The 17433-nt window shown below is 31.7% G+C and carries 20 protein-coding genes; 7 read left to right on the forward strand and 13 right to left on the reverse strand.

Features of this window, described 5'->3' with window-relative positions; all coding sequences use genetic code 11:
- Positions 1 to 130: 130 nt before the first annotated feature.
- On the forward strand, positions 131 to 1285 hold the full coding sequence (locus ACYUJ6_RS12305) for an aminotransferase class V-fold PLP-dependent enzyme (RefSeq protein ID WP_461843061.1): 1155 nt from the start codon (positions 131 to 133) through the stop codon (positions 1283 to 1285).
- Between the two features lie 105 nt (positions 1286 to 1390).
- Here ACYUJ6_RS12305 and cbiM read toward each other — a convergent pair whose 3' ends face one another.
- The 5 genes from cbiM to ACYUJ6_RS12330 form a co-directional block, all read right to left on the reverse strand.
- Entirely contained in the window at positions 1391 to 2374 is a 984-nt protein-coding gene (gene cbiM / locus ACYUJ6_RS12310; protein ID WP_461843062.1) for a cobalt transporter CbiM, read from the reverse strand.
- A 296-nt stretch (positions 2375 to 2670) separates the two neighbouring features.
- The gene (lipA, locus tag ACYUJ6_RS12315) at positions 2671 to 3522 is read right to left on the reverse strand and encodes a lipoyl synthase (protein WP_461843063.1); all 852 of its coding nucleotides are present in this window, start codon (positions 3520 to 3522) and stop codon (positions 2671 to 2673) included.
- Between the two features lie 67 nt (positions 3523 to 3589).
- A complete protein-coding gene (locus ACYUJ6_RS12320; RefSeq protein ID WP_461843064.1) occupies positions 3590 to 4570 on the reverse strand; it encodes a lipoate--protein ligase in 981 nt (326 codons plus the stop codon).
- A gap of 416 nt (positions 4571 to 4986) precedes the next feature.
- Positions 4987 to 5265 (reverse strand): hypothetical protein, encoded by a 279-nt coding sequence (locus tag ACYUJ6_RS12325; protein WP_461843065.1) that lies wholly within the window; start codon positions 5263 to 5265, stop codon positions 4987 to 4989.
- 45 nt (positions 5266 to 5310) lie between these two features.
- Positions 5311 to 5529, reverse strand: a complete 219-nt coding sequence (locus ACYUJ6_RS12330) for a hypothetical protein (protein ID WP_461843066.1) — start codon at positions 5527 to 5529, stop codon at positions 5311 to 5313.
- 238 nt (positions 5530 to 5767) lie between these two features.
- On the opposite strand from ACYUJ6_RS12330, the gene ACYUJ6_RS12335 reads away from it, so the two are divergent.
- On the forward strand, positions 5768 to 5971 hold the full coding sequence (locus ACYUJ6_RS12335) for a cold-shock protein (RefSeq protein ID WP_106011167.1): 204 nt from the start codon (positions 5768 to 5770) through the stop codon (positions 5969 to 5971).
- A 176-nt stretch (positions 5972 to 6147) separates the two neighbouring features.
- Here the strand turns inward: ACYUJ6_RS12335 and sdaAA are convergent, their stop codons facing one another.
- The 3 genes from sdaAA to ACYUJ6_RS12350 form a co-directional block, all read right to left on the reverse strand.
- Complete coding sequence (sdaAA, locus tag ACYUJ6_RS12340) at positions 6148 to 7020, reverse strand: L-serine ammonia-lyase, iron-sulfur-dependent, subunit alpha (protein WP_461843067.1); 873 nt, start codon at positions 7018 to 7020, stop codon at positions 6148 to 6150.
- Positions 7021 to 7023: 3 nt separating this feature from the next.
- Entirely contained in the window at positions 7024 to 7707 is a 684-nt protein-coding gene (sdaAB, locus tag ACYUJ6_RS12345; protein WP_461843068.1) for an L-serine ammonia-lyase, iron-sulfur-dependent subunit beta, read from the reverse strand.
- A gap of 121 nt (positions 7708 to 7828) precedes the next feature.
- Positions 7829 to 8302, reverse strand: coding sequence for a hypothetical protein (locus tag ACYUJ6_RS12350; RefSeq protein WP_461843069.1), 474 nt, complete (start codon positions 8300 to 8302; stop codon positions 7829 to 7831).
- 595 nt (positions 8303 to 8897) lie between these two features.
- Here ACYUJ6_RS12350 and ACYUJ6_RS12355 point away from each other — a divergent pair.
- Positions 8898 to 10202: an aminotransferase class V-fold PLP-dependent enzyme gene (locus ACYUJ6_RS12355; RefSeq protein WP_461843070.1), complete on the forward strand. Its 1305-nt coding sequence runs from the start codon at positions 8898 to 8900 to the stop codon at positions 10200 to 10202.
- 47 nt (positions 10203 to 10249) lie between these two features.
- On the opposite strand, the gene ACYUJ6_RS12360 is transcribed toward ACYUJ6_RS12355, so the two are convergent.
- Positions 10250 to 10678 (reverse strand): hypothetical protein, encoded by a 429-nt coding sequence (locus ACYUJ6_RS12360; protein WP_461843071.1) that lies wholly within the window; start codon positions 10676 to 10678, stop codon positions 10250 to 10252.
- Between the two features lie 129 nt (positions 10679 to 10807).
- Between ACYUJ6_RS12360 and ACYUJ6_RS12365 the strand changes: the two genes are divergently transcribed.
- Together ACYUJ6_RS12365 and ACYUJ6_RS12370 are read left to right on the forward strand one after the other, a co-directional pair.
- On the forward strand, positions 10808 to 11644 hold the full coding sequence (locus tag ACYUJ6_RS12365) for a sulfite exporter TauE/SafE family protein (protein ID WP_461843072.1): 837 nt from the start codon (positions 10808 to 10810) through the stop codon (positions 11642 to 11644).
- Entirely contained in the window at positions 11645 to 12016 is a 372-nt protein-coding gene (locus tag ACYUJ6_RS12370; RefSeq protein ID WP_461843073.1) for a DUF1634 domain-containing protein, read from the forward strand.
- A 31-nt stretch (positions 12017 to 12047) separates the two neighbouring features.
- Here ACYUJ6_RS12370 and ACYUJ6_RS12375 read toward each other — a convergent pair whose 3' ends face one another.
- On the reverse strand, positions 12048 to 13511 hold the full coding sequence (locus tag ACYUJ6_RS12375) for an aminoacyl-histidine dipeptidase (RefSeq protein WP_461843074.1): 1464 nt from the start codon (positions 13509 to 13511) through the stop codon (positions 12048 to 12050).
- Positions 13512 to 13692: 181 nt separating this feature from the next.
- Positions 13693 to 14484 (reverse strand): Cof-type HAD-IIB family hydrolase, encoded by a 792-nt coding sequence (locus ACYUJ6_RS12380; protein ID WP_461843075.1) that lies wholly within the window; start codon positions 14482 to 14484, stop codon positions 13693 to 13695.
- Positions 14485 to 14650: 166 nt separating this feature from the next.
- Here ACYUJ6_RS12380 and ACYUJ6_RS12385 point away from each other — a divergent pair, with 166 nt between their 5' ends.
- Positions 14651 to 15544: a DMT family transporter gene (locus ACYUJ6_RS12385; protein ID WP_461843076.1), complete on the forward strand. Its 894-nt coding sequence runs from the start codon at positions 14651 to 14653 to the stop codon at positions 15542 to 15544.
- A gap of 100 nt (positions 15545 to 15644) precedes the next feature.
- On the opposite strand, the gene ACYUJ6_RS12390 is transcribed toward ACYUJ6_RS12385, so the two are convergent.
- Positions 15645 to 16010, reverse strand: a complete 366-nt coding sequence (locus ACYUJ6_RS12390; RefSeq protein ID WP_461843077.1) for a GerW family sporulation protein — start codon at positions 16008 to 16010, stop codon at positions 15645 to 15647.
- A gap of 45 nt (positions 16011 to 16055) precedes the next feature.
- Positions 16056 to 16715, reverse strand: a complete 660-nt coding sequence (locus ACYUJ6_RS12395) for a hypothetical protein (RefSeq protein WP_461843078.1) — start codon at positions 16713 to 16715, stop codon at positions 16056 to 16058.
- A 123-nt stretch (positions 16716 to 16838) separates the two neighbouring features.
- Between ACYUJ6_RS12395 and ACYUJ6_RS12400 the strand changes: the two genes are divergently transcribed.
- Complete coding sequence (locus tag ACYUJ6_RS12400) at positions 16839 to 17420, forward strand: hypothetical protein (RefSeq protein ID WP_461843079.1); 582 nt, start codon at positions 16839 to 16841, stop codon at positions 17418 to 17420.
- Positions 17421 to 17433: the final 13 nt, after the last annotated feature.

Consider the following 17433-nt stretch of genomic DNA (forward strand, 5'->3'; position numbering starts at 1 on the left):
CTTGAAAATTAGAATTAAAAAAATATAATGACGCAAAACCAAAATATATGTCAATTGTCTCTTTCTACTTTTATATAATAAAGTTATAATATGATTATGATTTTAAATTATAAATAAGGAGGTAACACTTTTGGGAACTTATTTAGATAATGCTGCTACATCCTATCCAAAACCTGATATAGTGATAGACAGTATTTCAGAATTCATGAAAAATATAGGTGCTACTGCAGGAAGAGGTGCTTATAAATCAGCCATTGCTGCCGATAGACTTATCTTTGATTGTAGAAACAATATATGTAAACTGTTTAATGGTAAAGATCCTTCCAAAGTGATTTTTACTTACAATATAACTGATTCTTTAAATATATTGATAAATGGCATATTGAATTCCGGAGATCACGTTATAACCAGCAGTTTGGAACATAACTCTGTATGGAGACCCCTAAAGATCCTCGAAAGGGATAAGCATGTGGAGATATCCCAAGTACCTTGTACATCTGAGGGAATAACTAATCCAGAAGATGTAGAAAAACTTATAAAAGAGAATACAAAACTCATAGTATTTACTCATGCCTCCAATGTACTTGGTACCATTCAGCCCATAAGAGAAATAGGAGCTTTAGCTAGAAAACATAAAATACCGTTTTTAGTAGATAGTGCCCAAACAGCAGGTGCTTATCCTATAGACATCCAAAGAGATAATATAGATATTCTTGCTTTTACAGGTCACAAAAGTCTTTTTGGGCCTACAGGTACTGGTGGATTTTTATTAAATTGTGATATAAACATACGTCCTCTAAAATCAGGTGGTACCGGTGAAGATTCTAAAAACCCATATCAGCCTGACTTCTGTCCTAATAAGTTTGAAGCAGGAACTTTAAATGTGTCCGGAATAGTTGGCTTAGGTGAGGGAATTAAATATATATCCAATTTAAGTATAGGAAAAATAAGATCCAGAGAAGATAAAATAATTGGATATGCACTTAAAAGGTTAGAAGAAATTCCAGGGATACACATATATGGTCCAAAGGATCCTCAAAAAATAGTTGGTGTCATTTCCTTTAACATAAAAAACATATCAGGGGAAGAAATTGCTTTTAAGTTGGATCAAGAATATGATGTAATGATAAGAGTTGGATTTCACTGTGCTCCAACAGCCCATAGAGTTATGGGGACATATGAAACTGGTGCCATGAGAATAGGCATAGGATATTTCAATACAAAACAGGATATAGATATTTTAGTCGGCGCCTTAAAAAATATAGTCAAAAGTTATAAGTTATAAGTTAAACTTTTCATTAACTGCTACCCCACGTTCTTCATATGATGTAAAATGGTTGTTTCAAAGTTTTTTTGAAACAACCATTTTTCTATAATATATAAGAAATCATTATGTGTTTTTAGGATGTTTTTTTAAGGATCCTACTATTTTAAATACAATTATAATAAGTGCAGTTCCTGCTATTGCGGAAATAATATATCCAATTACACTGTTCATACCCGATATGGAATAATCTGCTGCAACAGCGTGATAATCCATTCCATGCTGGAAGGCTTCAGGTATATAACCTACCAGTGACTTTATGCCTTCTGCATCCCATTCGCCCCATGCATCTCCACTGGCTAAAAGGCCTAAAGGACATAATACTATTAATGCTGCTAAAATCCCATAAAGTGGTTTTCTATTTCCTGTTTTTGCATTTTCATTGCTGTTGTATATTATATCCGGTGACATCTTTTTAACATAAGCATATACTGCTGCAGTTATTCCTCCTTCCAATATCCCTATTATAAGATGGACCAAAACCATAGATGGAATAGCTATCTTTAACCCGTAAGGACAATAAAGTGCATGTCCATATACATCTTTAAAAAGAATAGGCTGTATTCCAAATTCAATGGAAGCCATAAAGGCTGCAGCCACAATTCCCACATATGCTCCAATAAAAGCTGCTATATATTCTCCTTTAGTGCTCTTTAATCTATTTCTTATAAATTTAAATAGTGCATACCCTACGAATGGCATTACAAATGCCATATTAAAGGTATTTGCGCCAAAAGCAAGTATTCCTCCATCCCCGAAGAAAAGTGCCTGTATAAGCAAAGCTATGCTCACTGAAATAGTTGCTGCATAAGGTCCCAATAAAATTGCAATGAGAGTTGCCCCTACAGCATGAGCTGTGGTTCCCCCGGGTATGGGTACATTAAACATCATAATCAAAAATGAAAACGCTCCACATATACCTAATAGCGGAATTTTCTTCTTGCTAATATCTTTTTTCACTCTTTTAACGGCCTTTGTCCATATGGGCAACATTATTATTCCCATAACTGCACAAGTTGACGGACTTAAATAATTGTCAGGAATATGCATAATAATACCTCCTAATTTTTAAAATTACTTCATTTAATTAAATTATAAGCAATTTTTATGCCATTGTTTTAAATATAACCATATCATTTAAAAAGTCCATATACAATTATATGTACTAAGCTCTTTCTTAATAAGCAAACCCCCTATTAACCTAAAAATCACTTGATAATGATAAAATCTCAGCTGCAAATAATAGTATGAATTTTCTCATCATATAAATAAATTATTCTCAAAATGATATAAATCTTATATCATTTTGAGAAGGTACCTATATTTTATTCCATTTTGATATTATATTAATTTTTCAAAGCTTCTTCTGCATGGTAGGAGCTCCTCACTAAAGGAGAAGATGAAACAAATTTAAATCCCAATTCCAATCCTATTCTCCTGTATTCTTCAAATATACCAGGATGAACATATTCCACAACAGGATGGTGTTTTAAAGAAGGTGCTAGATATTGACCTATTGTAACAATATCACAATTCACCTTTCTTAAATCCTTTAATATCTGTATAATATCTTCTTTTTTTTCTCCGAGTCCAAGCATAAACCCTGATTTTGTCAAAATTGAACTATCCATGGCTTTGGCCCTATTTAGCAGTTCCAATGAGCGTTCATATACTGCCATGGGCCTTACTTCCTTGTAAAGGCCTGGTGCAGTTTCTACATTGTGATTTATAACATCTGGTTTTGCATCCACTACTTTTTTTAAAGACATCTTATCCCCTTTAAAATCTGGTATCAAAACTTCTATTGTTACACCTTTTCTTAGCTTCTTTATTTCCTGTATGACTCTGACAAAATGGGAGGCACCTCCATCTTCCAGATCATCTCTCGTAACAGAGGTTATAACTGTGTGTTTCAGCTGAAGCTTGTCTACTGCCTGTGCCACATTAAAAGGCTCTTTTTCATCAACCTCTTCAGGCCTGGCCTTTGTAACATTGCAAAAGGTACAGTTTCTTGTGCAATTTTTACCTAATATCATAAAAGTTGCCGTCCTGTTATTAAAGCATTCCATCCTGTTAGGACAATTTGCTTCTCTGCATACAGTATTTAAAGAATACTTTTTTAGTATGTCCTTAACCTCTCCTGAAATTTCTCCTCCTCTTATCTTAACTTTCAGCCAATCCGGTTTTCTATCTTTCATAAAATATTCTCCCTCTCTCCCAGTTTAATATACCTTAATTATAACATCATAATACTGTATGCTGCCGTTAAAACATGACCTCTATAATATTTTTGGCATTTATGCTATACATATACATCCCTACATCTACACTTTCAAGTAACCTTAAAACTTCATCTTTATCATATCTGACGCCTATAAACCGTTTCTCAAATTCGCCAATTTCCCTTTTACTAAAAAAATCTCCAAAAAACCTTATGTAATCTATTACTCCCTTATATACATTTATATCGGCCTGTACAATTCCTCCCTTAAATTTTTTTTCATTGGAATAATTGAATTTTTTAAAATTGCCATAGTTCCATTGCCATGAGGCATACTTACTGTCTGATATTCTTTTTATTTCTTTCCAGTCATCTGTTGAAAACCTATATACTTTCATACATTTATGCTCTTCCATTATTGATTTTATTAAAAAATTTTTGAAATCTATTATTGTCATAGGATCTTTAATGTATTGGTTTAAATTTACAACCCTACTTTTTACGGACTTAACAGACTTGTCAGAAAATTTAATCGAGCTTGCATTTAATGAGCCGTTTAAATTTTTCATATCAACTGAAAATAAAATGCTTCCATGATGTAAAATCTTATTTCCATGCCTGCACTGAGAATTTCCACAAAATTTTCTTCCATTTATGAGCAAGTCATTTCTGCCGGAAAGTTCTACTCCTATATGCAAGTTTTTCAGTGCTCTTATTATAGGTTCTGTAAACCGTCCAAAATCCGCAAAAGTATTGTCATCAGCTGCAGCTATGAAGGTAAAATTCAGAGTTCCCAAATCATTAAATATAGCTCCTCCCCCTGACATTCTTCTAACAACTGGCAAATTCCTCTTTTTTACATAATCTGCATTTATTTCTGCCATTGTATTTTGGTTTTTCCCGATTAAAATACAGGGCCTATTTCTCCACAACATGAAACATTCCTCATGAAACATATTCATAACATATTCTTCAATAGCATGATTTATATAAGGATTAGTATTATAATGTTCAATAAAAAGCATATAAGATTCCTCCTGTACATCAATTGATTATTTGAATGTAATCATTTAAATCCTCCTTTAATTATAACTTAAACTAAAATGAAATACTATATGTACTACCTGCCCAATATAAAAAGAAAGGCCCTCCAAAAGATGATTAATTATCCTCTGGAAGCCTCTTTCAGGAAATTTAGGGGTATCTAATAGTTAGGAACTTTGATGATGTTATTACTTTACAAAGGAAAGCATTTAAAAGCTTGTTTAATAATTTTTGCATTTAATTTCAATACATTTTCAACGTTTAAAACTGGGTTAATTCCTTTTATCAATTTTATTGCATACAACATTTATTATATTGTTTATTTTGATGATTATAATATGTTTTACTAATTAATAAATGATTTCCCTTGCCAATTATTATTATACAGTAATTTATTCTATTTTGCAAGTATGTTAGGCACTGCAACAATACCGCCTATGCCTAGTAATGCAAATAGTCCTGCAGCTTTACTTCCCATATTATATACAGGAGATTCCAAAAAGAATATAAGAGTTGCCCAAAATACACTGAAAGCCCCAAATATCATGGCTCCACTTAAAGAAGATTGTCTAAGCACTGATTCCTTTTTAATCAAATTCTTTAAAGAAATCATTATATTTTCATGAGAATCTTTGACGACAGGAACATTTTTGGGAAATAATTTATACACCATCAAATACAAAATAATCATAAGGTCCGAGGCAATATAATATACATTTCTCTATCCTAAAGATGCTCCCAGAAATCCACTTACAGTACGTGCCAATAAAATTCCAAACAAAAGTCCGCTTAAAACCCTCCCCAGAACTTCACCTCTTTCATCAGGACTAGAAAGTTCTACAGCAAAAGGTATAACAAGTTGTGGAATCACAGTTGTAAATCCTACTAAAAAACTGCTTCCAGCAAACCACTTTAAGTTTCTTGAAAAAGTAAATAACATCAGTTATGCCATTGATGTCAACAATTATAAATTTACAATACAAATTTATAATTTTTTTTGCTTATACAAGGATTTTAATGTATAATAATGTTGTTAGATAACACTATAACATTATCAAAAGTTTATCAAATCTCTTGTTAATATTATATCTTTGTGTTATACTAATATAATTAATAAACACCGATATACAAAATTAGATATATCAATTATAAGTGTTTTATCTTTAGGAGGATAATAAATGAAAACAGGAACAGTAAAATGGTTTAATTCAGAAAAGGGATTCGGATTTATTGAAGTACCGGGAGAAAATGATGTCTTCGTACACTTCACTGCCATCCAAAGTGATGAACCAAGAAAAAATCTTGAAGAAGGTCAAAAAGTTCAATTTGATGTTGAAGAAGGACCAAAGGGTCTTCAAGCTGCTAATGTTGTAAAATTATAATATATTTTGCAATATGATAAAAAACATCTTAACATAAATGAGTGTAATGTTTTACCACCTTTCTACAAAGGGTGGTTTTTTATAATAACCATAAATTAACGAAGGTAAACTAAAAAGGGATATATACTTATTTTTTAGGTATATGTCCCTTTTCTGTTAAAATTCATGTATATTTATTATTTTCCAAGTACTTTTTGTTTTAATTTAAGTCCAGTTTCTGTAACCGCAAGTCCTCCAAGAGCTGTTTCCCTGAGTGCACAGGGAAGTTGTTTACCCACCTTGTACATTGCCGAAACAGTATCGTCAAATGGGATTCTGCTGACCACACCTGCCATAACCATATCCGCCGTAGTCAATGCACTGACAGTTCCTGATGCATTTCTCTTTGCACAAGGTATTTCCACAAGACCTGCTACGGGATCACATACTAATCCAAGTATGTTTTTTATAACTATGGCGCTGGCATTTAATGCCTGCTCTGGAGTTCCTCCCATCATTTCAACTACACCTGCCGCTGCCATAGCTGAAGCTGAACCGCATTCTGCCTGACATCCGCCTTCTGCTCCCGCCATAGTAGCATTCTTAGCTATTATTATTCCCACTCCAGTTGCCGTAAAAAGACTTTGAATCAATTCATCTTCACTTTTATTCAGCTTTTCTCCTGCAGTTATTATGACCGCTGGTATTATTCCACAAGACCCAGCTGTAGGTGCTGCTACTATTTTGCCCATGTCAGCATTTACTTCTGAGCAGGAAAGAGCCCTTGCCATGGCCTTTACCATGAACCTGCCAGTCAGTGTTTTCTCCTGTCGGCAGTATTCATTTAATTTATATGCATCTCCACCTATAAGACCGCTTACTGATTTTACTTTATGCTCCAATCCATATTCTGCTGCATCCTTCATTACCTGAAAGTTCTTCTTCATATTTTTAAGAATCTCTTCTTTACCTTTTTCAGTGGACTTCATTTCCTGTTCAATGGTATATTCCCAAATTTTCATGCCTTTCTCTTGGCATACCTCCACTAATTTTTCTCCAGTATTAACCATGAATTATTCCTCCTCACTTATAGGATTTATGGCCCTCACTTTGTGTATATTTGGTATTTTACTTATTTCATCTATTACATCCTTTGAAATAAAATCATCTACTTCAAACACCATAGCTGCGCCAGCTCCTTTTATACTTTTTCTGTACACCTTCATAAAGGCTATATTTATTTTATACTTATAAAGTATATCAGATACCTTGGCAACCATACCTGGTATATCCACATGATTTATCAATATAGTAGGATAAACCCCTGTAAACTCTATCTTATCTCCATCTACTTCATTTATGACTACATTGCCGCCGCCTATGGATGAACCCATTATTTCTGAGATATTGCCGTCTTCTTTTGTTATTACAAACTTAACCGTATTTGGATGCACATCTCCCAAATCCGTTTCTATGAATTCAACTTGTATATTTTTCTCTTTTGCCAGCTGCATAGATTTTTTCAAATTTTCATCCCAGGGATTCATACCTAATATTCCAGCAACCAATGCTTTATCAGTACCATGTCCCTTATAAGTTTTTGCAAAAGAACCATGAAGGAAGAACTGTACTTTTTGAACCTTACCGCCGGCTATAGTTCTTGCAATTTTCCCCAACCTTGCCGCTCCAGCAGTATGTGAGCTTGATGGTCCTATCATTATAGGCCCTAATATATCAAAAACACTATATTCCCTCATCTTCAACACCAACCTTTCTTTATTTTCTGGATATAAAAATATTTGAAAAATAAAACACTATTAAAATTTGCAGATAGATTTTAAATAATAATAGTGTTTATTTTACATATTAAAAAGTCCCTTAATCTTCTTTGTTGTCAATCTTTTTAAATTTATTTTTTCGGATCATATATATAGGAAATCCTATCAGTGTTCCAATCAAACCTAATCCTGCATTTAAAGGCTGGGTAAACAATGTATTAAATATTATATAGAGTCCTCCAAGTATTGCTATAGCAGGAACTATTGGATATCCAGGAACTTTATAAGGTCTTTCCATATCCGGTTTCTTTTTTCTGAGAACAAATACTGCAAAGAATGTCATCACATAGAATATCCAAATTACAAATATAAGCAAGTCTGTCAGCCGGTCAAATTTACCCGAAAATATAAGTATTATAGATATAATTCCCAACAGTATACCGCGTCCTGGTGCCCCCGTGGCAGTAAATACAGCGGTAGGTTTAAAAAATACTCCCGCTCCTATAACTATGCCAATAACCAAAGCAAGAGCAGGTACCAAACCCAGATTCTTCTTTAATTCATCTTTACCCATTCTTCATCTCCTCATCATCTTTATAATATAATTATTGCTCTAGTAAATTTTAATAAATCCATTAAAAAAACATGAAATAATTCAGTAATAAAATTCTATCAATAGAATTTTATTATTCACTATATCAAAATTTATTTATCCGTGCAGCTATTTATACCAAAATATAAAGTCTTATTATTTAAACATTTTATTTTAAATTATCGTTCGTACATAAAATACATATTTGATATATTGTTTTTTAATTTTCGCTTTTATAATAACATATCAATATCCTTTATACAATAAAATTCTTAGTAAAAATTAATATATTTATATCACTTATATAAATATTACATAATATGCTGCAATTGCTTACACTATTTAGTCATATAAATCATTTCATGATATACATGGCAATTAACTGTCAATTAAAAATATCCATATAAATTTAAAAAGAAATTAGGGCATCTATCCTCCCAATTTCTTTTTTTAATTTATTTATGCATGGTACATTTACAATTACAGTTACATAATATAAATAAATACAAAAGTATATTTTCTACATTTATACAATTACCTTTAAACTATATTAAGACTAACAGGAAGTGATTTTAACATGTCTCATACAGAAATATTTTATAATTATAGAGATCTCATAGCCGGTGCGGATATAAAAGTTCCCTTAAAAAACGGCAGACTCGTACCTGCTATAAATTTTGACAATGCTGCTACTACTCCTCCTTTTAATTACGTTATGGAAAGAATAAACAGTTTTTCACCGTATTATTCCTCCATCCATAGGGGAACTGGTTTTAAATCCAAATTATCTTCCGATGCCTATGAGATGTCACGAAATATTATATGTAACTTTGTGCACTGCGATTCTAAAAAAAATACAGTGATTTATGTAAAGAATACTACAGAAGCCATTAATAAATTATCTTATATATTTAAGGATTTATATAAGGGCTCAATTATATTGTCTACCAGAATGGAACATCATTCCAATGACTTACCATGGCGAAGTAAATTCAAAGTGGATTATGTTGAAGTGGACGAGCTTGGCAAATTAAACTTGTCAGACTTAAAATATAAACTGAGAAAGTATCATGGTAAAGTAAAACTTGTATGTGTAAGCGGAGCATCCAATGTAACTGGATATAAAAATCCAATATATAAAATAGCTAAAATCGCCCACAACCATGGAGCTGAAATTTTAGTGGATGGTGCACAGCTTGTGCCACATTATCCTATATATATGGAACAGCAGTCAAAAGAAGAATCCATTGACTATTTAGCCTTTTCTGCCCATAAAATGTATGCCCCCTTTGGAATAGGAGTACTCATAGGCCCCAAAAATACCTTCTGTAATGCACCGCCTGAATACAGCGGCGGCGGCACAATAAAGGTAGTAACAGATGATTATGTGCTTTGGGATGATCCGCCAGGAAAAAATGAGGCTGGAACTCCTAATGTACTTGGAGTTACAGCCCTTACTTCTTCAATCAAAGTATTAAATAAATTATCCATGAATTCCATAGATAAGAGGGAGATGGACATATACAATTATACCCTGGATAAAATGCTTCAGCTTTCTGATATTATTATATACTGTGATACGAAACCAGGCTGCAATAAAGTTGCCATTCTGCCTTTTAATATAAAAGGAATTCACCATGAAACTACTGCAAAACTTCTATCGGATTTATCAGGTATCTCAGTAAGAAGCGGCTGTTTCTGCGCCCATCCCTATGTTCAAAGGCTATTGGGACTTTCTCCTGAGGAAATAAACTATTTCAAAACTCATTTTAATAATTTTCACCCTGGTATTGTCAGGTTAAGTTTTGGCCTATATAACACCTACAATGAAGTTGACATTTTAATAGATACTTTAAAAAAAATAATAAAAAATAAAAAGTAATTTTTATTCAAAATACAACATAGATACTATGTTGTATTTTGATATTATCAGCTGGAAAGCCCTGCTGACAATATAAGCACCATAAGTATGGGAATACTGTCACATATAATCCATCCTAAAAATATAAATATAAGACTTATTTTACTGTATTCATTAAAAAAATATAGTATTAAATTGTACAAAAAAAACAAATTAGTCATAATAAATATTAGAATTACAGGAACTGGATTGGATATTCCATATACTACTGTAATATGAGCCATTAAAATCAATGCTAAAACGGTACCTATAAAAAATATCAATTTAATCCCATCTCTGTTTTTGACTTTAAGAAATATATAAATTCCATCATATATGCATATTATACAAGGTATCAATACAAGCATCTCTAATTTATTTATATAAAGATATGATGCAACTAAAATTCCCACAAAAACTAATATTTTAATATTGAAATTCAAACTTTTTTCATTCATCTATAATATCTCCTATAGTATATAAATTGGATATATTAAAAACACTAAAAATATATTTCTAATATATTTTTTTTCTTGTTATAATAATACTTGAAAAATAAAACTTATTCAACACAGGGAGATGGTATTTTGTCATTATTTTTATTAGAACTTCTGGGTATATCTGTACTTGCCGGTATGGTTGGTTCTATTTTAGGCCTGGGCGGCGGAACAATAATTACTCCTGCCCTTACCCTATTATTTGGAATAGATATACGATATGCAGTTGGGGCGAGCTTAATATCTGTAATTGCCACATCAAGCGGAGCCGCTGCAGCTTACATAAAAGATAAAATAACAAATTTAAGAGTTGGTATGTTTCTTGAAATAGCCACCACCATAGGTGCAATAACCGGAGCTTTTTTAGGAGGAATTATAAGCCCTGATTACCTTTATTTTCTTTTTGGCCTGCTTCTCCTATATTCTGCTTTTGCCATGTTTAAAAAAAGGAAAAGCGAGTTGCCCAATGATGTTGAAACTCATCCACTGGCAAAAAAGCTTAAATTAAACGGGCACTACTATGATAAAGTTCTGGATAAAAATGTATCCTACAAGGTGGCCGGTGTTCCCAGTGGATTTGGAGTAATGTACGGTGCTGGAATTATTTCCGGTCTTCTTGGAATTGGAAGTGGAAGCTTTAAGGTTATGGCCATGGATTTATTTATGAAACTTCCTTTAAAAGTGTCCAGTGCTACAAGTAATTTCATGATGGGTGTCACTGCAGTTGCCAGCGCCGGTGTATATCTGCTAAGAGGAGATATTGATCCTAAAATTTCTGCTCCAGTAGCTTTGGGGGTCTTAGCCGGTGCTACCATGGGAACTAAAATCATGCAAAATATGAAAAGTAAAACTATAAGAAAAATTTTCATCCCTTTCTTAATATATATATCAGTGGAGATGATACTAAAGGGATTAGGAGGTAAATAAATGTACCAAAAGAAAGTCACCAATGAAGAAATGGAAGAAATGGACATGATAATAGGCTCATTTTTAAGAATAGGGGTAATAATAAGTTCAATTGTAATAACCATAGGATTTTCAATGTTTTTGATATCCGGCACCAGTGGTTATCCCGGAAATTATTTTCCGACTACTCCAATTGAAATATTAAAGGGAAGCATAAAATTCAAACCCTATGCAGTTATACTATTGGGATTATTATTTTTAATGGCAATACCAGTACTCCGTGTAGCAGTTTCCATATTTGTATTTTTTAAAGAAAAGGATTATCTATATGTAAAAATCACCTCATTAGTACTTGTAATACTTATATTAAGTGTTTTTATAGGAAAAGCATAATAAAAAGGCAGATTAAAATCTGCCTTTTTATTTATTTAAGAGTTTTTAATACCTCAACAAGATACTTCCAGGTTCTCTGTGTAGACGGTATGCTCAAATGTTCATCTGCAGTATGAACTCCAAACATAGTTGGCCCTAAAGATATCATATCTAATTGTCCCTTAAACTTTTCTTCAAAAAGTGCACATTCAAGCCCTGCATGGATTGCACTTACTAAAGGTTTCTTGCCAAACAACTTCTCATATACCTCTATAAAAACTTCTCTTATTTTTGAGTCAGGATTATACTTCCACTCTGGATAAGCTGACTCAGCTGCTACTTTGGCATTTGTAAAACCACCTATAGTTACTATAGTATTAAATATATTTTCTTTTAAACTTCTAACAGAACTTCTTATTGAACTTATGATTTCTGCACTATCCTCTTTAGTTTGAACTACACCTAAATTCAATGAGCTCTCTACAAGTCCCTCTATGTCCATACTCATGCTTTGAACTCCATTTGGGATTAAATACAGGAAATTTATTATATTTTTTGTAGTATCTCCATCCATGACTTTCTTTGGCATCTGATCTGCAGTTTTTAAGTTAACTTTCAGATCTGGATCTGCTGTTTTGAATTCATCTTTAAATAATTTTTCTACATTGGCAGCTTCTGATTTCAGTAAAGCTTCATCTTTCTGTTTTATGCATATTACAGCTTCAGCTTCACGGGCAATAGCATTATGCTTTGATCCTCCATTTATAGAAACCATGCTAAAATCCATTTTGGAACTTAATGTTTTAAGTAGACGAGCCATTAATTTATTGGAATTAGCCCTTCCTTTATGTATTTCTGCTCCGGAATGACCACCTTTTAATCCTTCCACCTCAATTATAAAAGCAGTTGAATCATCACTTGTATTTTCCCAGGTTATTGGGATAGTTGCTTTAGATGAGCATCCACCGGCACAACTTACAAGTAATATCCCCTCTTCTTCTGAATCTATATTTATAAGTGTTTTACCGGATACACTTTTAGGATCCAGTGCAACAGCCCCATCCATTCCTGTTTCTTCAGAAGTGGTAACTACCAATTCAATTGGCGGGTGAGCTATGCTGTCTGATGCTAAAACTGCAAGTCCCATGGCAACTGCTATGCCATCATCTCCTCCAAGAGTTGTTCCTGTAGCATATAACATATCATCCACTACTCTTAATTTGATTGGATCTTTCATAAAATCATGGTCTACTCCAGACTTCTTTTCACAAACCATATCCATGTGCCCCTGAATTACTATTATAGGGCTATTTTCATAACCTCTGGAGCCTTTCTTTTTTATAATTACATTTAATGCTTTATCCTGTATGACATCCAAATTATGTTCTTTAGCAAAAGAAACCAGATAATCACTAACTCCTTTTTCATTTCCCGAGCCTCTTGGTATTTTACTGATTTCCTCAAAATATTTAAATACCTCAACAGGTTCAATATTTTTCAGCACTGTATCGCCCATTTGTAATCTCCTCCTAATTCTAGAATATTTATTTTTAAATAAACATTTATATAGTGATGCTTATTTATATTTCAACATAAGGCGCAAGAAAAATCAATGCCTGTAATTGTTTGATTTTTTTAACTTTTCCTCATTGTCTTTAACTTCAAAAAAAATACTAACCCATGCTCACTGATTTACTTTATAATTTATTTAATATAAACTTTTCCAAGGCATAGGCCGCTCCATCTTCTCTATTACTTTTAGTCACATAATCCGCCATTGATTTTAGTGCTTCACAACCGTTGCCCATTGCTATGCCAAACCCTGCATATTTTATCATTGGCATATCGTTATCCCAATCCCCTATAGATAATATCTGCTCTCTTTTTATATTATAATGATCTGCAACCTTTTTAATCATTCTTCCCTTATCTACATTTTTGCTGAATATCTCCAGATAATTGGGAAGTGAAAAATTTGCATTTATTTTATCATTGAATTTATCCAGGATTTCTTTCTTTATTTTTAAAAGCTTTTTCCGATCTCCCAAAAGCACCATTTTATACATTGTCTGCCTATTATAAAATGAAGATAACTTTCCAACTACATTCCATTTTTTTATATATGCATTAAGATTCATATAATCAGTAGGTTTTTCTATATAAACTTTTGCATCATCAAATAATATAATATAAATACCATTTTTCTCACATATGTGTATAATTTCACTGCATATTTCATTCTCAATAGGTTCCCCTGAAATCAATTCTTCCCTTTTATATAGATTTGCTCCATTTAAACATATGAGAAAATCATCCAAATCCAGTTCATCTGCAAAATCTCTTAGGCTGTTAATTCCTCTTCCTGAGACTAAAACCACCTTTACTCCCAGTTTTTTTATTTTTTTTACTGTATCTATGGTATTTTTACTTAAAACATGATCTTCATTTAACAAGGTTCCATCCATATCCATGGATACTAATTTATACATAAATGTCCTCCTTTTATACTAAGTACTATAATATTATTTATCTATAAAAATTAATTTGTCAAATGGTTTAAATTGAAATTATTTGACAATAAATATAAATATCACTACAATATATTTATTGATGACAAAACTAAATATATTTCACCAAACATTCGAGGTATGAATCATGGAGATTAAAAAAAACAAAAAAAATTTATTAGCAGATTCATCTCTATTACTGGCTGCTATGTTATGGGGCGGAGGTTACGCTGCTACAAAAGACGTCCTAAGTAATATAACCCCCTTATATACCATGGCTATAAGATTTCTATGTGCCGGAATTTTAATTTCAATTATATTTTTTAAAATAATGATAAAAATAACTTTAGAAGATATGGTCCGAGGTCTTATAATAGGTATATTCCTATTTTTAGCATATGCCGCACAAACCATAGGACTTAAATATACAACTGCAAGCAAGCAGTCTTTTTTAACTTCAGTTTATGTAATTGTACTTCCCTTTTTATACTGGGCAGTATTTAAGACAAAGCCAACATATCGTGCTGTAATTTCAGCTGTGATTTCCCTTATTGGCATAGCCATATTAAGTTTGAAATCCCATATGCAGCTTAATATAAATATTGGAGACTGGCTCACACTTCTGTCAGCTGTTTTATTTGCATCACATATAATTTCCATAGCCTGCTTTGCAAGAAAATCCAATCCTATAATATTATCTGTAGTACAGATGATGTTTGCCGGTGTTTTTTCTCTTTTATCTGCAATTATTTTTGAACCCAATTTTTCAAAAATACCTGAAGGTGCTATGTTTCCACTTTTTTATTTAATAGTCTTCAGTACTATGATAGGGTTTTTAATTCAAAACGTGGCCCAAAAATATACTAACCCAAATCACGTCGGAATATTACTTTCCCTGGAATCCGTATTTGGAGCAATTATATCCATAATATTCTTAAATGAGGTATTTACCTTAAATATGATAATAGGCTGCAGCATAATATTTTTATCTGTAGTGATCTCTGAAACAAAATTAAAATTTACATTTAAAAAGAACTCTTAGAATATGAACGGGAGTACACTAAACTTGATCCAATAGATTGTATACTCCAATTTACAATTTTAACACTAAGAATTATTGTTCCACTGTATATGTATATAGTCTACTTTTCTTCTTTATCTTTATTTTTCTTTATACCCATTTTCTTAATTATACCAGGAACTAATTCTATAATTTTATCTAAATTATCCTTACTTTTTATAGGAATAACTTTAACTGTATCATCCTTTATTACAAGTACTGCATCTGCAGTTATCTTTGCCCCTGCACCCATACCGGCACCAGAACCTTCCTGTTTATCTGCAGCAGCCCCTTGTCCTCCGCCTCCGGTTGCACATCCAAAATTAACAGTTATAAATGGTACTAGAGTTATACCCTCTACATTTATAGGTTTTCCTACAACAGTTTCTGTTTTCAAAAAATCTTCCAATTTTGAAAACAGCATTTCTGCATTTCCCTTGATATCCATATAAATACCTCCTTTAAATAATCACTTGATCTGATACATTAAAACTTAGTTAACCTTGATTTCCTTTGATTTTTTTAGTCTGTATTCCCTAATTGTATGCTTTTTATGAAGTCTTTTTTTTACAAAATGAGATGACAATAACTTAATGACTATAGAAATTAAAGATATGATTCTAAAACTCCCTGCAGCTTCAATACAAAAATTAAGAATCTCATTAAAAAAATCTGGTTTCATATTTACAGATTTTTTTGGGAATATACTCCCTATTACAGCAAATAGTCCCCCTAACATTCCAATTATAAAAGGATCATTCAATCCATAATTTCCTTCTATTTTAACATACTTAGGTTTAATTATAAAAATAATTTTCTCTATGGGCTTTTTATATACATAGACTTTTTTAATTTTATCTAAAATATTGTACTGTAGTTTAGAGGCATTATATTCAAAATCTTTATCTTTTTTAGAGTTTATATTAATTCTTTTTTTCAAAAAAAGTACTTTTATAAATATCTTTGTTTTTCCTTTTCTTCCTGTTCCTATTACAGAAATAATTCCAAAAAATAATTTAGCATTTATATAATAATCAAGTGTATTTTCTTTTAGAATACATTTGATTTTGTATTTCGTATTAAATACTATTAGAGAAACTATGAAACCTGTAAATAGTAAAATTACAATTCCAATTATTCTTAAAGTAATCAAATTAAAAATACCTCCTTGGTGCTGTTAATTTATAAAGCCTGAAAAGTTTAGCAAATTAAGTATATATTTTTATAAGTTTTTCTGTTAAAATCTATATGAAGTTTACATTAGGAGAGATTAATTATGCTTTTTTTCTTATATTTATCAGGTTTTTTAACTATATTGTTGGGGATAAGGTTATTTCATAAACAAAATAAAAAAATAATAGGCAAAAATTATAGTGAAAAGAAAATATTGCAATATTGGATAAAGAGAATGATTGTAAATATAACGGTGATGTGTATGTCAGCCATGTTTATATTATTTATTATTCCACTTTTAATATGGGTATCGGCACCTAAAGAAACAGGTCTCGCAGACAAGATCCTTGAAAGCAAAAATTTAGTCCCCATTTCATCCTCAAATAAAAATCAATACATAAAGGAAACATCAGATAAAAATATCAGAACTTATGTTGTAAATGTAGGTGATAGTAAAAATCAGGATCTCCAAAACTTTAACAGTAAATCCACAGAAATCATATCTACTGATAAAGAAAGTCCTAAATACGAAAAGGTAGCTGAGTATAAAATGGAAAAATTAAAGGGCAACTGGATAGTACCTAATTCAGTAAATGATATTTACGCCAACATATATATAGACTATGGGCCAAAAAACTTTATTGGGAATAAAATAAAATTACTTGTACCATTAAATTCAAAGTGATGTTGTATATGTC

The sequence above is a fragment of the Clostridium sp. JNZ X4-2 genome (assembly GCF_054889485.1).

Coding starts and splice junctions, on each gene's coding strand:
- ACYUJ6_RS12320 (WP_461843064.1), bottom strand. CDS start 4,570: ATGCTTTTTATTGAACATTATAATACTAATCCTTATATAAATCATGCT.
- ACYUJ6_RS12350 (WP_461843069.1), bottom strand. CDS start 8,302: ATGGGTAAAGATGAATTAAAGAAGAATCTGGGTTTGGTACCTGCTCTT.
- ACYUJ6_RS12360 (WP_461843071.1), bottom strand. CDS start 10,678: ATGAATGAAAAAAGTTTGAATTTCAATATTAAAATATTAGTTTTTGTG.
- ACYUJ6_RS12335 (WP_106011167.1), top strand. CDS start 5,768: ATGAAAACAGGAACAGTAAAATGGTTTAATTCAGAAAAGGGATTCGGA.
- ACYUJ6_RS12375 (WP_461843074.1), bottom strand. CDS start 13,511: ATGGGCGATACAGTGCTGAAAAATATTGAACCTGTTGAGGTATTTAAA.
- ACYUJ6_RS12385 (WP_461843076.1), top strand. CDS start 14,651: ATGGAGATTAAAAAAAACAAAAAAAATTTATTAGCAGATTCATCTCTA.
- ACYUJ6_RS12370 (WP_461843073.1), top strand. CDS start 11,645: ATGTACCAAAAGAAAGTCACCAATGAAGAAATGGAAGAAATGGACATG.
- ACYUJ6_RS12390 (WP_461843077.1), bottom strand. CDS start 16,010: ATGGATATCAAGGGAAATGCAGAAATGCTGTTTTCAAAATTGGAAGAT.
- sdaAB (WP_461843068.1), bottom strand. CDS start 7,707: ATGAGGGAATATAGTGTTTTTGATATATTAGGGCCTATAATGATAGGA.
- ACYUJ6_RS12330 (WP_461843066.1), bottom strand. CDS start 5,529: ATGTTATTTACTTTTTCAAGAAACTTAAAGTGGTTTGCTGGAAGCAGT.
- ACYUJ6_RS12355 (WP_461843070.1), top strand. CDS start 8,898: ATGTCTCATACAGAAATATTTTATAATTATAGAGATCTCATAGCCGGT.
- cbiM (WP_461843062.1), bottom strand. CDS start 2,374: ATGCATATTCCTGACAATTATTTAAGTCCGTCAACTTGTGCAGTTATG.
- ACYUJ6_RS12380 (WP_461843075.1), bottom strand. CDS start 14,484: ATGTATAAATTAGTATCCATGGATATGGATGGAACCTTGTTAAATGAA.
- lipA (WP_461843063.1), bottom strand. CDS start 3,522: ATGAAAGATAGAAAACCGGATTGGCTGAAAGTTAAGATAAGAGGAGGA.
- sdaAA (WP_461843067.1), bottom strand. CDS start 7,020: ATGGTTAATACTGGAGAAAAATTAGTGGAGGTATGCCAAGAGAAAGGC.
- ACYUJ6_RS12400 (WP_461843079.1), top strand. CDS start 16,839: ATGCTTTTTTTCTTATATTTATCAGGTTTTTTAACTATATTGTTGGGG.